The organism is Streptomyces sp. NBC_00090 (assembly GCF_045160815.1).
Lineage (GTDB): Bacteria > Actinomycetota > Actinomycetes > Streptomycetales > Streptomycetaceae > Streptomyces.
Genome location: NZ_CP108224.1, coordinates 2042542 through 2061052 on the forward strand (window position 1 = coordinate 2042542; position 18511 = coordinate 2061052).

An 18511-nucleotide genomic window follows, 5' to 3' on the forward strand; every position below is an offset into this window, starting at 1 on the left:
ACCGGAAAAGGGACGGAAGCGGAGGACAGGGGAGGTCAGAGGACCTTGGAGAGGAAGGTGCGGGTGCGCTCGTGGCGCGGGCTGTCGAGCACCTCGGCCGGCGGTCCCTGCTCGACGATCCGGCCCTCGTCCATGAAGACCACCGTGTCGGCGACCTCGCGGGCGAAGCCGATCTCGTGTGTGACGACGATCATGGTGGTGCCGGAGGCGGCCAGGTCCTTGATGACGTCGAGGACCTCGCCGACCAGTTCGGGGTCGAGCGCGGAGGTCGGCTCGTCGAAGAGGAGCAGCCCCGGTTCGAGGGCGAGCGCGCGGGCGATGGCGACCCGCTGCTGCTGTCCGCCGGAGAGCTGCTTGGGGTACGACTCCGCCTTGTCCGCGAGTCCGACGCGTTCGAGCAGCTTCGTGGCCGCGGCCTCGGCCTCCTTGCGGGGGCGCTTCAAGGCCGAGACGGGGGCCTCGACGATGTTCTCCAGGACGGTGAGGTGCGGGAAGAGGTGGAAGTTCTGGAAGACGAAGCCGATCCGGGTGCGCTGCTTGAGGATCTCGCGCTCCCGCAGTTCGTAGAGCTTGTTCCCGGAGCGGCGGTAGCCGACGAGGGTGCCGTCGACGCTGACCGTGCCGCTGTCGACCTTCTCCAGGTGGTTGATGGTCCGCAGGAGGGTGGACTTGCCGGAGCCGGAGGGGCCGAGGACGACGGTGACCTCGCCGGCCCGGACGTCGAGGTCGATGCCGCGCAGGACGTGGAGCGGGCCGAAGTTCTTGTGGACGGAACGGATCTCGACCTTGGCCGTGGTGGGGGCCGGGGCGGTGGTGCCGGTGGCGGCCTTGGAGGCCTTGGAGACGGTGGTGGTGACGGAGCTCATCGGGCGCTCCCCTTCGCGTAGTGGCGTTCGACGTAGTGCTGGACGACGGAGAGCACGGTGGTGAGCAGGACGTACCAGGCGGTGGCGACCATCAGGAGCGGGACGACCCGCCCGTTGCGGCCGTAGACGACCTGCACCTGGTAGAAGAGTTCGCCGATCGCCATGACCGAGACGATCGACGTGCCCTTGAAGAGCGAGATGATCTCGTTGGCGGCGTTGGGCAGGATCGAGCGCATCGCCTGGGGCAGCACGATCCGCCGCGCCTGGCGGAGCTTCGGTATGCCGAGGGAGGCCGCCGCCTCCAACTGGCCCTCGTCCACGGCGAGTACACCGCCGCGGACGATCTCCGCCGCGTAGGCCGCCTGGTGCAGGGCGAGTCCGAGGACGGCCGCGCTCATCTCCCCGACGAGGCCCATCGTGTCGAAGGAGAGGAAGGTCGGCCCGAAGGGGATGCCGATGCTCAACTCCTTGTAGAGATAGGCGAGGTTGAACCAGAAGAGCAGCTGGACGATGAGCGGGATGGAGCGGAAGGCCCAGATGTAGGCGAAGGCGACCGACCGCAGGAACGGGCTGGCCGAGAGCCGCATGAAGGCCAGCACGATGCCGATCGCGAAGCCGAGCGCGGTGCCGTAGAAGGTGAGCTGGAGGGTGACCCAGACGGCCTGGAGGATCGTCTCGGTGGTGAGGAACGCGGCGAAGACGTCCCACTCCCAGCCGGGGTTGGTGACGAGCCCGTGGCCGAACTGCACGAGCAGGACGGCGGTGGCGGCGACGGCCACCCAGCGCCAGGGATGGCGCACGGGGACGACCACGAGGTCCGCGGGCGCCGACGCGGTGGCGGCGGCGGGGGCGGTGGCGGCAGCGGTCCCGGAGACGGACGGGTCCTTGGTGAGGGAGTCGGTGGACGGCGGATCGCTGGTGAGAGCCATGGCGGTTCCTCGGGAGCGGGAAGGGGTCGGGAAGCGGGAGGGGGAGGCCGAGAGGGGAACGCGGAGGCGGAGGCGGAACGCGGATCAGGCGCTCAGCGGTGCCGGGAGCCGACAGCTCCGGTCGCGCAGGAAGGCCAGGGCGGCCCGTGCGGTGACGTCGTTCTGCCCGAAGGCGATCCCGCCGGTACGGGGCCGGGTGAAGGCCCCGCCGGCCCGGGCGGTGGTGTGCGGGCCGAGGGCGAAGCGGCGCGGATGCGGGCGCCCGTCGTGCTCCAGGATCCGGGCGTCGGCGGGGTCGACGGCGAGGAGGCCGCTGGCGGTGGCCCGGGCCCCGTCCTCGTACAGGGCGCGCAGCAGCGGGCTGCCGGTGAGCTCCAGGGTGGGGTCGGGGAGCCGGGCCTCGACGAGGGCGCGCGCCTCGGTCCACTCCCCGGGCGCCGCGGGTGACTCGGCCCGGAAGAGTCCGCGCTCCTCGTCGGTCTCGACGGTGACCCGGGGGCCGAGGAAGCGGACGACGCCGGCGCGGGAGAGCGCGAGGAGCTGCCGCAGCCGGGGCCCGGGCGGGCCGGAGGCGAGGTAGCTGAAGAAGCCGTGCCACCAGCCGCCGAGATCGATGCGGTCGCCGAGTCGCATGAGCTGTCCGTAGACGGAGAGCAGGCCGGCGAAGACGGCGGCGTCGGGGCTGTGGGTGGGGTCGTGACGGCGGCTCAGGTCGTCGGCGATGTAGTCGCGCAGCCCGTACTGGAGGGCCTCGGCGGAGGTGAAGCGGACCCCGTCCAGCGGGTGGTCGAGGGCGTCCAGGTCGAGCCGGTCGGCGGGGTCGGGGACGGCCGCGGCGACGAGCGCGCCGAGCTCCGCCCCGCGCGGCGGCGCTTCCTCGTACGCCCGCGCGAAGTCGCTCCAGGCGAGGGAGGTCCGCTCGGGGTGGGCGGCGAAGAGCCGGTGGTAGTGGGCCCAGCCGAGCTCCTTGTCGATGAGCGGCCACACGTCGCGCCGGAAGTCGAGCGGCCCGGGCCGCTCCAGCAGGGCTTCGGTCTCCGGGGTCCCGAAGAACCGGGGCAGCGGGGGCCGTTCGCCGTCGAGGGCGTACCCGATCTTCGAGTGGTACGGGACGCCTCGCCGCGATCCGACGTGCAGCACGGGCTCCCGGCCCGAGGGTACGTAGACGAGGTCGTCGCCCTCGCCCTCGTACCGTCCGCCGCGGCCCTCGGTGAGCAGCACCATCAGGTCGACGAAGGCGAGGCCGAAGCCGCGGACCAGGACGGGCGCGCCGGCGGGCAGCGCGGAGAGGTCGGTGTCGGCGGTGAAGCCGGGCGGGAGGTGGACGAGCCGGTGGCGGGCGGCGAAGGCGGCGAGGGCCCGCTGCTCCGGGTCGGGTTCGGCTTCGAGGTGGCCGAGGGTGAGGACGACGAGGTCGGCGAGGAGGGGCTCGGCGCCGGCCTCCAGCCAGACCCGCTGGCGTCCGTCGCGGGGGCCGCCGATCCGCAGCGCGGTGGTCCGGTGCTCGTGGACGGTGACGGAGACGGGCAGAGCGGCGAGGGCCCGCTCGTACACCCAGCGGAGGTAGGCGCCCTGCTGGGGGCGGGTGGGAAAGGTACGGCCCTCGATGCCGGCCCAGTCGGCGAGGGTGGGTCCCGGCCGGACGGGCCCTTCGAGCGACACGGTCTCGTCGGTGAACATGGTGACGTCCTCGGCCTGGGAGTTCATCCAGAGCAGCGGGGACTGTTCGGTGCGCCAGATCCGGCCGGGGCCGGGCGGGTGCGGGTCGACGAGGTGGAGGTCGAGGGGGTCGTCGCCGTACAGCTCGGGCAGGTTGGCGGCGAGCCGTTCGAGGAAGCCGGTCCCCCGCGGCCCGGCGCCCACGATCACGATCGACGGGCGGGGGCTCATCGGGCACCGGCCGTGCCGCGGGCGTAGTACCGCTCGACGTAGTGCTGTCCGAGGCTGAGGACCGAGGTCACGGCGACGTACCAGAGGGTGGCGACGAGGAGCAGCGGGATGACCTCGTACGTGCGGTGGTAGACGAGCTGGGTCGAGTAGAGCAGGTCCTGGACGGCGATGACCGAGACGATGGAGGTGCCCTTGAGGGTGCCGATCAGCATGTTTCCGGCCGGCGGGACGATCGCGCGCATCGCCTGGGGCAGCACGATCCGGGTGAGCCGGCGCCACCGGCCGAGGCCGAGCGACTGGGCGGCCTCGATCTGGCCGCGGTCGACGGAGAGGATGCCGCCGCGCACGACCTCGGCGGCGTAGGCGGCCTCGTGCAGGGTGAGGCCGATGACGGCGACGGAGACGGGGCCGAGGAGGTTGACCGTGTGGACGCCGAGGACGGTCGGGTAGAGCGCGCCGATGTTGAACCAGAAGAGCAGCTGGACCAGGATCGGGGTGGACCGGAAGAACCAGACGTATCCCCAACTGACCGCGCGCAGAACGGGGTTGGAGGAGAGTCTGAGGACGGCGAGCAGGGTGCCGAGGACGAATCCCAGGGCCATGACGAGGGCGGTCAGCCAGAGGGTGAGGCCGAGTCCGCGCAGGACGGACGCGGAGGTGAAGTACTCGGCGACGACGTCCCACTGGAAGGCCTTGTTGCGGACGACCGAGAGGAGACCGAGGCCGAGGAGGACGAGGACGACGGTCGCGGCGGCCCACTGGCCCGCACGGCGGGCGGGGACGACACGCGGCGGCGGCTCGGCCGGCGGGGGCGCGGTGGCGGTCTTTTCGAGGGTGGCGAGGGGTGTGGTCATGCGAAGGCTCCGTGGATGCCGGTGGGCGGATCGAACACGGGATGCACGCGGCGGTGCACACAGGTGTGCACACGGGGGTGCGCCTTCACACGCACGGCGAGCGGAGAGCGCGGGACCGGGCCCCTCAGCCCGATGTCCGCCCTGTGAGGCTACGGCCGTCGAGCGGAGGCTTGTCAAGTCCGTCCGGAATATGAGCCGTTGGTCTCACCGCGGTTGACGGGGAAACGGATGCCTGTTCCACTGGGCCCATGCATTCGCAGCAGCTGGTCACGCGCTCCCACATCGACTTCGGTCGCGTGTGGTCCTCTTCCTGTTGAGCCGACCCTCTGCGATTCCCTTTCCCGCGGCGTCTTCCGTGACGTTCTTCGTGACGTTCTTCGTGACGTCCCCCGCTCCCCCTTCACCTGCGCGGCACTGAGCTCAACTCCCCTCGCTCTCCTCTGCCTTGGTTCTCTTCGCCCCGCCTTGGCTCGCTTCGCCCTGACTCTGTTCTCTTCGCCCGAAAGAGACGTATGCCTCTCACACCCAGCCGTGAGTCCGCGCTGACCGTGCGCCGGACCACGGCCGACGACCCGTTGGCGCGCCCGCTCCTCGAGGAGCTGGCGCACGAGTACACGACCCGTTACGGATCGGCTCACGACCTGAGCCGCTATCCGGCCACCGAGTTCGCCCCTCCCGACGGCGCCTTCCTGCTCCTCCTGGAGCAGGGCCGGCCCGTGGCCGGAGGCGCGTACCGCCGCTACGACGAGCACACCGCCGAGCTGAAGCGGATCTGGACCCACTCGGCGCACCGCAGGCGCGGCCTCGCCCGCCGTGTCCTCACCGTGCTCGAACGGGAGGCTGCCGCCCGCGGCTACTCCCGCATCTACCTGACGACCGGACCGCGCCAGCCGGAGGCCAAGGGCCTCTACCTGGCCGGCGGCTACCGCCCGCTCTTCGACGTGTCCGCCGACCCCGAGTCGATCGGCCCCCTGCCGTTCGAGAAACTCCTGGAGAACCCGAAACCATGAGCACGCGCACGAGTCCCGGCACCGCCCGCACGAACCTCGCCTTCGCGCTGATCACCGCGGCCGCGCTCACGCTCACCGCCTGCGCCGGTGGCGAGCCGACGACAGCGCCGGCCGGGGCGTCGGGGGCACCGGGCGCCGCGAAGGGCGCGCTCCCGACCGAGGACGTGGTGTCGGGGGTCAAGAAGAACGAGGCCGCGGCGAAGCTGCTCCCCGCCGATGTGCGGCAGCGGGGCAGCTTCACGATCGCCTCCTCGGTCGCGACCCCGCCCAGCTCGGCCTACCTGCCCGACGGCAAGACCGTGGTCGGGGTGGACGCCGACTTCGCGGGCGCCGTGGCGAAGGCCCTCGGTCTGGAGCTGAAGCGCGAGGTGGTCGGCTTTGAGGCGATCCTGCCGGCGCTCGGCAGCGGCAAGTACGACGTCGGCACCGGGAACTTCGGCGTGACCGAGGAGCGGCGCAAGACCATCGACTTCGTCACGTACATCAACGACGGGCAGGGCTTCGCCACCCGGGCCGACAGCCCGCTGAAGGCGGTCACCGACCTGACCCAGCTGTGCGGCCTGAAGGTCGCGACGGGCGCCGGCACCACCTTCGAGCGGACCCTGGAGAAGAACAAGGGGCGGTGCGCGGAGGCGGGCAAGCAGCCGTACGAGGTGAACGTCTTCAGCGAGACGGGAGCGGTCTGGATGGCGCTCCAGCAGGGTCGCAGCGATGTCGTGATGAACACGATCAACGGCGTGCGGTACGCGGTGACGCAGCAGAAGAACGTGAAGTTCCTCAACGAGTACCGGCGGCTCGACGTCGGCTTCGCCTTCAGGAAGGGCACCCCGCTCGCGCCCGCCTTCCAGGCGGCGGTGAACGGACTGAAGGCCGACGGGACGTACGACCGGATCCTGAAGAAGTGGGGAGTGACCGCGTCGGGCATCGCGCGGTCGCAGATCACCCCGCCGGAGCTCCCGGCGCCGAAGAAGTAGCGGCTCCACCGGCGGGGCGGCGCGCCCCGCCGGTCCGACGGGTCGTCAGCAGCCGTCGCAGGGGCAGCAGCAGTCGCATCCGGAGCAGTCGGGGCCGTCGCAGTCCCGGCAGCAGCCCTCGCGCTTCTTGCGGGACCAGGGGCCCTCGTACTCCTTGGCGCAGCAGATCTGGCAGGTGCAGAACAGCCAGGCGAACATGGCGCACCCGGCGAGGAAGCCGCGCGGCTTGGGCGCCTGCGGGGCGCCGCCGCCGAACTGCGGCGGCAGCCCGCCGGGGCCGCCCGGTCCACCGGGACCCATGGGTCCGCCCGGCCCGCCGGCGCCTCCGCCGTAAGGGTTCCCGCCGCCCCCGTAGGGGTTGTACGGCCCCGGGGCCCCGCCCGCGTACGGATTGCCCGGCACCGGCCCCTGCCCCTGCCCCTGCCCCTGGCCCGGCCCCGGCGCCCCGTGCGAGCAGCTCGTGCCGAAGGCACGGTCCACCGAGGCGCGGAGCTCGTGGGCGAGGAGGACGTGGACCAGCTTGCCGTCGGCGAACTCGGCGTCGCGCAGCGCGAGACGTATCCCGTGCAGGGCGTCGTCGGCGAGCCGGCGGGCCTCCTCCCGGGAGGTGCCGGTCGCGGTGAGCGGGTTCCAGGCGCCCGCCGCCGCGTCGGCCGTCTGGTCCTCGACGGCGTCGAGGAGGTGGGCGAGGCGGCCGAAGAGCCGGCCCGCCTCGGCGAGCGGTGCAGCGTTCCCCGGGCGCCCCGCGAGGACGGCGGTGTGCGCGAAGGCGGCCGCGGTCGCGGTCTCGGTCGGCTCGGTGACGGCGAGCAGCGGGGTCCCGGGCCCGGCGAGGGACTCGATCCCGGTCTGGCGGTCGACGGCGTCGACGAGGACGGCGGTGTCGAACCCGAGGGCGCGGCCGGTCCTGGCCCCGGCCCGGTCCCAGGAGCGGGCGACCCGGCGGGCCGCGGCGGCGACCGGCCGACGGGCCAACAGGCCGTCGCGGTCGGCGACGTGGTCCCGTACCTTCGCCGAGGCGAGGACGAGCGAGACGGCGGCGGCGAGGCGCGCGCCCTCCCCCTGGGCCACCGGCGCGGTCCGCATCCCGCGCAGCGCGCAGGGTCCCGCGGTACGCCGGCCGCTCGCCACCGCGCCGGTCTGAGCCTCCGTCAGGACGGAGACGATGAGGCCGTCGTAGTTGGTGACGACCCTGGCGAACTGGCCGTGGTCCGCCCGAAGTGCCAGGCAGAGGCCACAGAGGTGGGCCATCCACTCGACCTTCAGGCTGTCGGTGAGCCGGTGCGTGCAGGGTCTGACGATTCCGAACAAGGGACTCCCCCGTGAGCCGTGCGAAGTGCCGCCGAGCGGCTTCGCGGCATCGTAGCGAGCCGGGTCGTTCACCCGTACGCGCCCATCGTCACCCTTCTGGCCCGACTTTCATATTTTAAGTTGCACACCCCTCCGCCAGGACCCGCATACCGCAAGTTTCCTGACGAATCGCCAGAAAACCCTGCTCACGTTCTGCACCAGTACCGTCACGAATCCCCTGCGCGGCGTGTATCCGCTTGGCGCGCGATCCGCATCATGGACGACGATAGGGACTGCGGAACCACAAGTGACCGCGCTGAAAGGAGGCGTCCATGGGATCGGTGCGCAAGGCAAGTGCCTGGCTGGGACTCGTCGAGGACAACGACGAGCGTTACTACGACGACGAGTACGCCGACGGTGCCGAGAGCGGCGACGCCTGGGTGACGGACCCCCGGGTCCGGGTGGCCACGGACACCGCCCAGGATCAGGGCCGCCGGATCGCCACCGTCTCCCCCGACGGCTTCCGGGACGCCCGGGGCATCGGCGAGCTCTTCCGGGACGGTGTTCCGGTGATCGTGAACCTGACCGCGATGGAGCCGAACGACGCCAAGCGCGTGGTCGACTTCGCCGCCGGTCTCGCCTTCGGTCTGCGCGGATCGATCGAGCGCGTGGCGACGCGGGTCTTCCTGCTGACCCCCGCCGACACCCAGATCGTCGGCGGAGAGAGCCGTCGGCGTCCGCAGGACGGTTTCTTCAACCAGAGCTGAGCGGGTCCGCCGGCCCCACCCGGGACCACCCGAGGGATCGGGTCAGTGCGCCGGGCGCCCCGAGCCGGCGGGCTCGATCGCTTCCCGGGTCGCGGGCACCCGCGGCTCGGCGTGCGCACGGGATCCGTCCGGCCCGCAGAGCTCGTCCGGGGCGGAGAGCCCCACCGTTCCGCAGCCCTCGTCCGGGGCGGAGAGCCCGACCGCTTCACGGAGCTCGTCCGATCCACCGGCCGCACCTGCTCCACCGACCTCGTCCGGCCCACCGAGCCCGTCCGGCCCATCGAGCTCGTCCGCTTCCGCCGGACACTCCATGACCCGGGGCAGCCGCCGGGCCATCAGCGCGCCCACGAGCAGCAGCGCTGCGCTGACGAAGAGCGTGATGTGCAGACCGTTCACGAAGGCGTGCCGGGCGGCGTGGTGCAGGGCCTCGCCCGCCGTCCCGCCGAGCTGGTCGGCCACCTGATAGGCCTCGCCGAGGGAGTTCGCGGCGGCGCTGCTCGCCTCCGTCGGCACACCGGGGACCGAGGCGAGCCCGGGGCCGTACGCCGCGTTCATCACGCTGCCGAGCAGCGCGATGCCCATGCCGGCACCGAGCTGGTACGAGGTCTCGCCGATCGCCGCCGCGCCGCCCGCGCTCCGCTGCGGCGCCTCGCTGAGCATCGACTCGTACGCCGAGAAGAGCGTGGTCTGCAGACCGAAGCCGAGCAGCACGAAGCCCACCGTGAGTAGCAGCGGCCGGTCGCTCTGTCCCATGAGGGTGAGCAGCAGCACGGCGGCGGCGGTGAGCACGAAGCCCCAGCCGACCATCCGGCGCGGCCCGATCCTGCGCAGGGTGTACGAGCCGGTGGCGCCGGCGGCCATCGCGGCGAAGGTGAGCGGCAGGAGGCGCAGCCCGGTCTCCAGGGGGCTCAGTCCGAGGACGAGCTGGAGGTACTGGACGGCGATGAGCTCCAGGCCGACCAGGGCCAGCATGGCGAGCACGATGCAGCCGACCGAGGTGGTGAAGGCGGCCCGGGAGAAGAGCCGCATGTCGATCAGCGGGTGCGGGCGCCGCTTCTGCCTCCGTACGAAGAGGACGAGGAGCGCGGCGCCGACGAGGAGCGGTCCGGCGGTCGGGAGGTCGAACAGCGGCTCGCCGGCCCCGGCGCGCTTGACCCCGAGGACGCAGCCGAGGACACCGGCGGCGGCCATGAGGGCGCCGAGGACGTCCCAGGGGCCGTCGCCGTCGCCACGGGACTCGGGGAGGAGACGGCGGCCCAGCGGCAGGATGAGCGCCATGAGCGGGATGTTGATGAGGAAGACGGAGCCCCACCAGTAGTGCTCGACGAGGAAGCCGCCGAGCACCGGTCCGGTGGCGGCCCCGATCGCGGCGACCGCGGTCCAGATGCCGATGGCGGTGGCGCGTTCCCTGCGGTCGGGGAAGACCGCCCGGAGGATGGAGAGCGTCGCGGGCATGATCATGGCGCCGCCGACGCCGAGCAGCGCGCGGGCCGCGATGAGGACCCCGGGCTCGGTGGCGAGGGCGGCGACCGCAGAGGCGACGCCGAACAGCGCGTAGCCGAGGAGGAGGATCCGTCGTCTTCCGACCCGGTCGCCGAGCGTGCCGAAGAGGATCAGCAGCGAGGCGCAGATCAGCGGATAGGCGTCGACGATCCAGAGCAGCGCGGTGGAGCTGGGGCGCAGGTCCTCGGTGAGCGAGGGGACGGCGACGTGGAGGATGGTCGCGTCGAGGGCGACCAGGAGAAGGCTGACGCAGAGGACGACGAGGACGACCCAGCGGTTGGTTCCGCCGGCTGCGGCACGCGCTCGTGCTCGGGCCGTGATCGTCCGCGACATGTACGTACCTCCCAGTGAAGCTCTCGCGCTCGGCAGGCGCCGACCAGGGCGTATGCCCCTGGGGCGGCCCGACATCGACGGGCGAGTGAGCCGTCAGCGTACGCGAGTTCAAGCCCCGAGCGCGTGGTGCAGCTCTCACCCCGGCGGGGCTCCCTGTGTGGCGTACGCCACTCGACAGGGGACACGCGTCGCATGGAATTCCGTACGGATATCTGTTTGAAGAAATTCCCCGGCGTTCAAACACTCTTCCGGAATGGGTCTCTCGGCAATGGGGCTGATGGTCATCGGATTTTCCGACGCGTCGCGAATAGGACGGCCGCTGAGACCTACTCCACATCACATCAACATCACGAAGGGACCGGATCGACCGGGGTGGCTTCTCACTCCCTGTAACGTCGATTGGGTGCGTACCGACATCTTTGCCCGGCTGGACCGGGAGCCGGAACCGCCGAAGATAGAGGTCCCGCGGATGACCCGCACGCGTCTCGCCCTCTTCGGCGGGACGTCGGCGTTCTATCTCGCCATGGTCGTCGCCGTGCTGCTCTCGACGTGGCTGGTGACCCTCGACTGGAAGATCATGCTCTTCCGGCCCTACCAGCAGTGGCCGGAGATCCACGGCTTCCTCGACTACTACGTCGTCCTCGGTCAGCGCGGCCCCACGGCCGTCATGGTGGCCGCATGGCTGGGCTGGCGCTCCTGGCGCCAGCACACCCTGCGGCCACTGCTGTGTCTCGGCGCGGCACTGCTGCTGCTCAACGTCTCGGTCGGCGCGGTCAAGCTCGGACTCGGCCGCCTCGGCCCCCACTACGCGACGCAGGTCGGCTCCGCCGAGCTCTTCGCGGGCGGCGATATATTCCCCTCCGGCCACACCGCCAACGCGGTCGTGACCTGGGGAATCCTCGCCTATCTGGCGACCACCCCGCGGGCCAGGCGCTATCTGTCGGCCCTCTCCGCCGTGGTCGCCCTCGGTGTCGGCCTCACCACCGTCTACCTGGGTACGCACTGGCTGAGCGACGTACTGCTCGGCTGGGCCGCGGGGCTCCTCGTCCTGCTCGCCCTGCCCTGGTGCGAGCCGGTCCTCGCGGTGGCGGAGTCCTGGATCCTGGCCCTGCGCGACCGCCTGCGGGATCGGCTGCGGGACCGTCGCCGCCTGGTGCCCTCGCTGCCCGTGGCCTCCGGCGGCCCCCGCCCGGGGTTCTTCCCGCAGCGGCCGGCCGGTGCGGAGGAGCCCGTACGGGAGACCGTTCCGGTGCGGGAGACCGTCTCCGTACGGGAAACCGTCTCGGTGCGGGAGACCGTGGGCGTGGCCCGCGGTCGCACCCCGGTCACGCGCGCCTGACCCGCGTACCCCCACACATCGGAGAAGGGCCCCGGCCGCATCGGCCGGGGCCCCCTCCCGTTCGCGGGTTCTCGCGTCAGCCGAGCCAGCAGCGGGTGACGGCGCCGTCCTCGACCTCGAAGTTGATGCGTCCGGACAGGTACTCCATGGTGATGATCGAGCCGGGCGGCAGGGACCTGACGACCCTCCAGCCCCGCGCCCTGGCGAGTTGCTCGGCGCCGTCCGCGTCGAGTCCCACATAGGACTCGGGAGCGTCGCGGGGCGGTTCGGGAGTGCGCGATGTGGGTGACATGGAGCTCACGTTAGTCCCTCGGCGGTCACGCTTGTGTCACAAGTTCTCGACATATGTTTGACACGCCCGCCGTCACTCGAAGGGACAGTTTCCGGCCGGTTCTCCAGCAATTCCGAAGGCCTTCCAGCAGTTCGCACGAGGCGGTTCGTCGCACCGGTAAGTCGCGGGGAATTTCCCGTTCCCCCCATGCCCTGCGGCGAATTGCCCCGAGACCGCCCGCGCGACGCTCTCACGCTTCCCTTACACAATGCTTACGCGGACTCCGCCGGAGAACTGTCCGCCGACTGGAGCAGCGGCCGCTCCGCCTCCCCCTCCCCCCGGCCCGCCGCGCGCATCATGTCCGAACGCCCTGAGAGCGAGGGGCGAGGCGGAGGCAGTGATGGGCACCGAGACAGCGACCGCGACCGTCGAATCGGCCCGGCAGCGGCACGGCCGGGTCCTGATCGACTGGGCCACCACGACCGACCACAAGAAGATCGGCCACCTCTACCTGGTCACCTCGTTCCTCTTCTTCCTGCTGGCCGGGCTCATGGCGATGCTGATGCGGGCCGAGCTGGCCCGCCCCGGGCTCCAGCTCGTCTCGAACATGGAGTTCAACCAGGCCTTCACCCTGCACGGCACGATCATGCTGCTGCTCTTCGCCACCCCCACCTTCGCCGGCTTCGCCAACGAGCTGGTGCCGCTGCAGATCGGCGCGCCCGACGTCGCCTTCCCGCGGCTGAACATGTTCTCGTACTGGCTGTTCCTCTTCGGCGGCCTGATGGTGATCGGCTCACTGTTCACCCCGAGCGGCCCCGCCGCCTTCGGCTGGACCGGGTACGCCCCGCTCAACAGTCTGGAGCGGTCGCCGGGCGTCGGCGTCGACCTGTGGATCATGGGACTCGCGCTCTCGGGCTTCGGCACGATCCTGACCTCGGTGAACTTCCTCGCCACCATCGTCGGGATGCGGGCCCCCGGCATGACCATGTTCCGGATGCCGATCTTCACCTGGAACGTCCTCTTCACCGCGGTCCTGGTGATCGTCGCCTTCCCCGTCCTCGCGGCGGCGCTGCTCGTCCTGGAGGCGGACCGGCGGCTCGGCACCGTGGTCTTCCAGCCCGAGAACGGCGGGGCACTGCTCTGGCAGCACCTCTTCTGGTTCTTCGGCCACCCCGAGGTCTACATCATCGCGCTGCCGTTCTTCGGGATCGTCAGCGAGATCATCCCGGTCTTCGCCCGCAAGCCGATCTTCGGCTACGCGACGCTGATCGCGGCCACCATGGCGATCACCGGCCTGTCGGTGGTGGTCTGGGCCCACCACATGTTCGCGACGGGCGCGGTGCTGCTGCCGTTCTTCTCGCTGCTGTCGTTCCTGATCGCGGTGCCGACCGGGGTGAAGTTCTTCAACTGGACCGGGACGATGCTGCGGGGCTCGCTCTCCTTCGAGACCCCCATGCTGTGGTCGGTCGGCTTCCTGGTGTCGTTCCTCTTCGGCGGGCTGACCGGGGTCATCCTCGCCTCGCCGCCGATGGACTTCCAGGTGACCGACTCGTACTTCGTCGTGGCCCACTTCCACTACACGGTCTTCGGCACGGTCGTCTTCGCGACCTTCGCCGGCTTCTATTTCTGGTGGCCCAAGTTCACCGGCCGGATGCTCGACGAGCGGCTCGGGAAGATGCACTTCTGGACCCTCTTCGTCGGCTTCCACCTGACCTTCCTGGTCCAGCACTGGCTCGGCGCGGAGGGCATGCCCCGGCGGTACGCCGACTACCTGGAGGCGGACGGCTTCACCGCCCTCAACACGGTGTCGACGATCGGCGCCTTCCTGCTCGGCACGTCCACGCTGCCGTTCCTGTACAACGTGTGGTGGACCCACCGGTACGGCGCGAAGGTCGACGTGGACGACCCCTGGGGCTTCGGGCGCTCGCTGGAGTGGGCGACCTCCTGCCCGCCGCCCCGGCACAACTTCGACGCCGTGCCGAGGATCCGTTCCGAATCGCCCGCCTTCGACCTGCACCACCCGGAGTTCGCGGCGTACGAACGCATGCGGATCACCAGTCCTCCTCCGTCCGCCCCTCCGTCCGTCCCGCCGTCGGCGTCTCCGTCCGATCCAGAGCGCGGGACAGCAGGTCCCTGAGGCCGCGGATCCGCTCGGTGAGCTCCGGCGGCTCGACCACCTCGAAGTCGAGGCCCATGAGCGCCACGTGGACCACCATGAGGTGGAGGCTGTGGGCCCCCGTCCGCAGCAGACAGCTCTCGTCGCCCTCGGGCTCCAGGACGCCGTCCATCGGGCCGACGACCGCGGCGGCCTCGGCGAGCGGGACGAGGAGCCGGACGGTGGCCTCCGCCGCGTAGGCCGCGCCGGACACGCCCTTCGACACATAGGCGGCCAGGTCCTCGGCGGGCGGCTCGCGGGGCGGGAAGCGGGGCCCGTGGGGCGGCTTGGGCTCGATCCGGTCGGCCCGGAAGGTCCGCCAGTCACCGCGGTCCACGTCCCAGGCGACGAGGTACCAGCGCCGCTCGGTGCAGACCAGCCGGTGCGGTTCGACGGTCCTGCGGGTGCTGTTGCCGCCGTGGTCCCGGTACGCGAAGCGGAGCCGCTCGCTGTCCCGGCAGGCGTTGGCCAGCTCGGTGAGCACCCCCGGGTCCACCCGCTCCCGGGGCGTACGGAGCATGGGCACGGTGAAGTCGGTGAGCGCGCCCACCCGCCGCCGCAGGCGCCCCGGCAGGACCTGCTCCAGCTTGGCCAGGGCCCGTACGGAGGTCTCCCCGATGCCCTCCACACCCTGCCCGGCGGCGGTGCGCAGCCCGACCGCGACCGCCACGGCCTCCTCGTCGTCGAGCAACAGCGGCGGCAGCTCGGCCCCGGCCCCGAGCTGGTAGCCGCCCCCGGTGCCGGGGCTGGCGTGCACGGGGTAGCCGAGCTCCCGCAGCCGGTCGACGTCGCGGCGCACCGTACGCGAGGTCACCCCGAGCCGATCGGCGAGATCGGCACCGGACCACTCCCGGTGGGCCTGAAGCAACGAGAGCAGACGCAACAGCCGTGCGGAGGTCTCCAACATGCCCCGAGTCTGCCAGCCGTCGCGGACAGCTACGGTCCGCGATGGCACGCCGAAGCCGTCTGGGGCGGGGGCCGGGGCCCGAGGCCGGGGCCCGAGGCCGGGGCCCGAGGCCGGGGCCCGAGGTCCGAGGCCGGGGCCGAAGCCGGGGCCCGAAGCCAGGGCCCGAAGCCAGGGCCCGAAGCCCGAGGCCCGGGCCCCCGGTTCCGGGGCCCGGGGCCCGGGCCGCTCGCCCCTCAGCGGAAGCGGCGGACCAGGCGGCCGGCCTTCGCCTTCAGGGTGTAGGCCGCGTCGACCGCCCGGCCGATCTCGCGGTGTCGCTTCGCCCGCCCCTCGGAGTGGGTGCGCCGGCCGGCGCCCCCGTCGACGAGCTCCGTCCAGAGCGTCTCGTGCCGGGCGGCGATCCTGGCCGGGTCGAAGCGCTCCGAGGCGGCGAGCGCCGCCCGCGCCGTCTTGGCGCGCAGCTCGTCGTCCTCGACGAGGCCGCGCAGCGCCCCCGCGACCGCGGCCACGTCGTCGACCGGCACGAGCCGCCCGTCGACCCCGTCCTCGATGATCTCGCGCGGCCCGTACGGGCAGTCGGTGGAGACCACCGGCAGCCCGCAGCGCATCGCCTCGACGATCGTCATGCCGAAGGACTCCCGCTGCGAGGTCACCGCGGCGATCGAGCCCTTCACCCACTCCGGTTCCATCGGGTGGACGGCGCCCATGAGGAAGACCTGCTCGCCGAGGCCCCGCTCCTCGATCTGCCGGGCCAGCGCGCCCCTGAGGTCCTGGATCGCGTCCCCGGTCCCGTAGATCCGCAGCTTCCAGTCGGGGTGGTCGGCGGCCACCGCCGCGAAGGCGTCGATGAGCACGTCGTACCGCTTGACCCGGGTCAGCCGCCCCGCCGCGACGACGGTCTTCGCCGCGGGGTCGGCGGGCGGAACCGCCGGCGCGGGCACGCTGTTGGGCACGGCCTCGATCCGTACGCCGGGCAGCCCGAGCTTCCGGTAGGCGCGGGCGTCGGCCTCGGTGACCGTCGTGACGGCGTCGAGGAGCGCGTACTCGTGGCCGATGTCCCGTCGCAGCCGCCGGCTGTGGCCGTCCAGGATCAGGTGTTCCTGGCCGACGAGGACCGGCCCCCGGCGGGCCTGCCGGGCCAGTTGCACGTTGAGCCCCGGGCGGGTGGCGACGAGGACGTCGGCCTCCACCCCCCGCAGGTGCTCCCCGATCCGCGCGTCGGTCAGCGCGCTGTACTGCTTCCAGCGGCCGTCGCCGCGCGGGAAGACCTCGGCGGGGCGGTGGAAGTCGGGGTGGTCCCCGTCGTACTCGGGGCTGTCCTTGCGCAGGTCGACTAGGTGACGCAGCGTCACCCCCGCGGGCAGTTCGAGTATCGGTCGGTCGCGGTGGCGGAAGACCGACACGATCTCGACCTCGTGGCGCGCGGCCAGTTCCTCGGCGAGCGTGAACGTCGTCCGGATCGTGCCGCCGTAGTGATAGCCGTTGTGAAGCAGAAAGGAAATACGCATCGCGCTGCCGGTTCCCCCCGGTCAGTCAGTCTGTTGGTCGGTCGGGCCGACTGTACTGCCGGGACGGGCCCGCCGTTCACGGGCGGTAGCCGAGCTGGGGCACGGTCGCGCAGTTCTCCGTCATCTCGCCCTGGCTGACCCAGCCCCGGCCGACCTCCCAACGGGCCACGGAGAGGCAGGTGTTACGGGTCTCGGGCGGCCGCGCCAACTGCTCGAAGCGGACGGGGAGCAGCAGTCCGCGCGCAGTGTACGGCTCCGGACGGTTGAGGAACTCCTCGACGCAGCCGCGGGTGAGTCCCTCACCGGACAGGCAGGAGCGGGCCGCGTCGGTGAACCACATCGCCGCCGCCCATCCCTCCAACTGCCATTGGGAGAGCTGTCGTTGTCCCATCGCGGTCCGGAACTCGCGGACCGCCGGATGGTCGGTGTCCTGGTGGTTGCGGCTGGCTCCGGTCACCCAGAGGGCGCTCAGGCAGCCGGGGGCGCGGGCGTAGTCGCGGGCGACGGACGAGGACCAGTTCTGGACGTTGGTGACCTTCGCGTCGACGCGGACGCCGAGCGCCTCCATCGCCTCGCACAGCCGCACGTTGCCGTGGGTGTCCATCGCGTCGAAGAGGAGGTCGACGTGCCGGTCCCGCAGATCGGCGGCGACCGCACGGAAGTTGGGCAGGGCGAAGTCGACCTGCTCGTCGACGACCCGGTAGCCCTCGGCGCGCAGTCCGTCCGCGACGAGCCGGGCGTACGCGGCGGACGCGGCCTGGTTGTAGGAGACGACGGCGGCGGTCCTCGCTCCCTTCTCCCGCTCGAACCAGCGGTAGACCTCGGTCCCGCCGTACAGCGTCCCGTCCCAGCCGGGCTTCCCGCCGGTGCGCGGGGCGGAGCTGCCGTAGATCCCGTAGAGGTGCGGGTACGTGTCGTAGGCGGGGGTGAGGGGCTGGCCGCCGATGTCGGGGACGCCGGCCCGGGCGACGAGGGGCGCGCCCGCGTAGTTCAGGGCGGTGGTGGCGACGAGGGCGAAGACCCGGCGCTCGTCGATCAGCCGGTGCACGCACGTGTTGTTGCCGACACCGCTGCCGCCGTCGTCGCAGGTCTCGACCTCGATCCGGCGGCCGTCGAGACCGCCGCGGGCGTTGAGCGCGTCGAAGTAGGCGCGTGCGCCGTCGCGCGGGCCGGTGAAGGCCTGCCCACCGACCGGGCTGGTGGCGCTGGTGATGATCCCGACGCGGAGCGGCTCACCGCCGGAGGGGGTGGCGGTGGGCCGCGTCCCGAAGGCGCGCTCCGGGAGCCGGCTGCCGCAGGCCGTGAGCACGGCCAGGAGGGCGAGCAGCACGGCGAGGAGCAGCGCCGCCCCTGGTTCAGCAGCCCGGAACGGTGACACCGCTCAGCTCGACCAGGCCGCAGAGGGTCTTCACGGAGACCTTCCAGGTGTCGTCGACGAGGACCGAGGTGCCCTGGGAGTCGGGCAGGGCGGGGGACCCGCCGACGAGCAGGTCGTAGGTGACGTTCGCCTCGGTCGCCGAGGTGAACTCGACGCCCGTGACCTTCGCCGAGGTCACGGCGGCGTTCTCGTTGCCGGCGAAGGCGGCGAGGACCGGCTGCATCTCGGCGCCGTTCTCCAGGAGCTCCACCTTGTCGGCCGTGGGGGTCTTCGGGTCGAAGAACGCCGTCCAGTTCTTGGTGATCTCCGCCTCGGCGGCGGCCGGGTCGGCGGGCTCGCCCTCCTCCGGCGGCTCTGCCGTCGTCCCGGGTGGTGCGGTCTCCGTCACCTGGTCTCCGGTGTCCGCGTCGTCGGAGCAGCCCGCGACGGCGGGCACGAAGGCCAGCACGGCGACAGCCGCGAGGGCCGCGAGCCGGGGGCGTCCGCCGAGTCGTTCGAGAACCATCTGGCTCACCACCGGGTGTCTCGCCGGGACGT

16 protein-coding genes are annotated in these 18511 nt (G+C 72.0%); 5 read left to right on the forward strand and 11 right to left on the reverse strand.

Translation table 11 applies throughout. The features are described from left to right. Positions 1 to 35: 35 nt before the first annotated feature. From OG361_RS08970 to OG361_RS08985, 4 genes are all read right to left on the reverse strand, one after another. Positions 36 to 866 (reverse strand): amino acid ABC transporter ATP-binding protein, encoded by an 831-nt coding sequence (locus tag OG361_RS08970; RefSeq protein WP_405852810.1) that lies wholly within the window; start codon positions 864 to 866, stop codon positions 36 to 38. After that, positions 863 to 1795, reverse strand: coding sequence for an amino acid ABC transporter permease (locus OG361_RS08975; protein ID WP_405852811.1), 933 nt, complete (start codon positions 1793 to 1795; stop codon positions 863 to 865). Before OG361_RS08975 ends, OG361_RS08970 begins: the two co-directional genes overlap by 4 nt. Before the next feature lie 84 nt (positions 1796 to 1879). Further along, positions 1880 to 3685, reverse strand: a complete 1806-nt coding sequence (locus OG361_RS08980; RefSeq protein ID WP_405852812.1) for an FAD/NAD(P)-binding protein — start codon at positions 3683 to 3685, stop codon at positions 1880 to 1882. Further along, positions 3682 to 4539 carry an amino acid ABC transporter permease gene (locus OG361_RS08985; RefSeq protein ID WP_405852813.1) on the reverse strand — a complete coding sequence of 286 codons (858 nt, stop codon included), beginning with the start codon at positions 4537 to 4539 and terminating at the stop codon, positions 3682 to 3684. The genes OG361_RS08980 and OG361_RS08985 overlap by 4 nt, the downstream gene beginning before the upstream one ends. Positions 4540 to 5051: 512 nt before the next feature. On the opposite strand from OG361_RS08985, the gene OG361_RS08990 reads away from it, so the two are divergent. Continuing rightward, positions 5052 to 5549, forward strand: a complete 498-nt coding sequence (locus tag OG361_RS08990) for a GNAT family N-acetyltransferase (protein ID WP_405852814.1) — start codon at positions 5052 to 5054, stop codon at positions 5547 to 5549. Continuing rightward, positions 5546 to 6523 carry an ABC transporter substrate-binding protein gene (locus OG361_RS08995; protein WP_405852815.1) on the forward strand — a complete coding sequence of 326 codons (978 nt, stop codon included), beginning with the start codon at positions 5546 to 5548 and terminating at the stop codon, positions 6521 to 6523. The genes OG361_RS08990 and OG361_RS08995 overlap by 4 nt, the downstream gene beginning before the upstream one ends. Positions 6524 to 6568: 45 nt before the next feature. On the opposite strand, the gene OG361_RS09000 is transcribed toward OG361_RS08995, so the two are convergent. Further along, positions 6569 to 7834, reverse strand: a complete 1266-nt coding sequence (locus tag OG361_RS09000) for a DUF5685 family protein (RefSeq protein ID WP_405852816.1) — start codon at positions 7832 to 7834, stop codon at positions 6569 to 6571. A 311-nt stretch (positions 7835 to 8145) separates the two neighbouring features. Here OG361_RS09000 and OG361_RS09005 point away from each other — a divergent pair, with 311 nt between their 5' ends. Then, positions 8146 to 8580 (forward strand): cell division protein SepF, encoded by a 435-nt coding sequence (locus OG361_RS09005; protein WP_384571114.1) that lies wholly within the window; start codon positions 8146 to 8148, stop codon positions 8578 to 8580. A 42-nt stretch (positions 8581 to 8622) separates the two neighbouring features. Here the strand turns inward: OG361_RS09005 and OG361_RS09010 are convergent, their stop codons facing one another. Next, positions 8623 to 10416, reverse strand: coding sequence for an MFS transporter (locus OG361_RS09010; protein WP_405852817.1), 1794 nt, complete (start codon positions 10414 to 10416; stop codon positions 8623 to 8625). Positions 10417 to 10819: 403 nt separating this feature from the next. Here OG361_RS09010 and OG361_RS09015 point away from each other — a divergent pair, with 403 nt between their 5' ends. Then, positions 10820 to 11755 carry a phosphatase PAP2 family protein gene (locus OG361_RS09015; RefSeq protein WP_405852818.1) on the forward strand — a complete coding sequence of 312 codons (936 nt, stop codon included), beginning with the start codon at positions 10820 to 10822 and terminating at the stop codon, positions 11753 to 11755. A 76-nt stretch (positions 11756 to 11831) separates the two neighbouring features. Here OG361_RS09015 and OG361_RS09020 read toward each other — a convergent pair whose 3' ends face one another. Then, a complete protein-coding gene (locus tag OG361_RS09020; RefSeq protein ID WP_358476031.1) occupies positions 11832 to 12047 on the reverse strand; it encodes an I78 family peptidase inhibitor in 216 nt (71 codons plus the stop codon). Between the two features lie 379 nt (positions 12048 to 12426). On the opposite strand from OG361_RS09020, the gene ctaD reads away from it, so the two are divergent. After that, complete coding sequence (ctaD, locus tag OG361_RS09025) at positions 12427 to 14163, forward strand: cytochrome c oxidase subunit I (RefSeq protein ID WP_405852819.1); 1737 nt, start codon at positions 12427 to 12429, stop codon at positions 14161 to 14163. Here the strand turns inward: ctaD and OG361_RS09030 are convergent. The 4 genes from OG361_RS09030 to OG361_RS09045 form a co-directional block, all read right to left on the reverse strand. Beyond that, positions 14078 to 15088 carry a helix-turn-helix transcriptional regulator gene (locus OG361_RS09030; protein ID WP_405852820.1) on the reverse strand — a complete coding sequence of 337 codons (1011 nt, stop codon included), beginning with the start codon at positions 15086 to 15088 and terminating at the stop codon, positions 14078 to 14080. The genes ctaD and OG361_RS09030 overlap by 86 nt on opposite strands. 233 nt (positions 15089 to 15321) lie before the next feature. Next, positions 15322 to 16596, reverse strand: a complete 1275-nt coding sequence (locus OG361_RS09035) for a glycosyltransferase (protein ID WP_405852821.1) — start codon at positions 16594 to 16596, stop codon at positions 15322 to 15324. Between the two features lie 76 nt (positions 16597 to 16672). Then, positions 16673 to 17974 (reverse strand): ABC transporter substrate-binding protein, encoded by a 1302-nt coding sequence (locus OG361_RS09040; RefSeq protein WP_405852822.1) that lies wholly within the window; start codon positions 17972 to 17974, stop codon positions 16673 to 16675. Further along, on the reverse strand, positions 17952 to 18479 hold the full coding sequence (locus OG361_RS09045) for a hypothetical protein (RefSeq protein WP_405852823.1): 528 nt from the start codon (positions 18477 to 18479) through the stop codon (positions 17952 to 17954). Before OG361_RS09045 ends, OG361_RS09040 begins: the two co-directional genes overlap by 23 nt. Between the last annotated feature and the right edge of the window lie 32 nt (positions 18480 to 18511).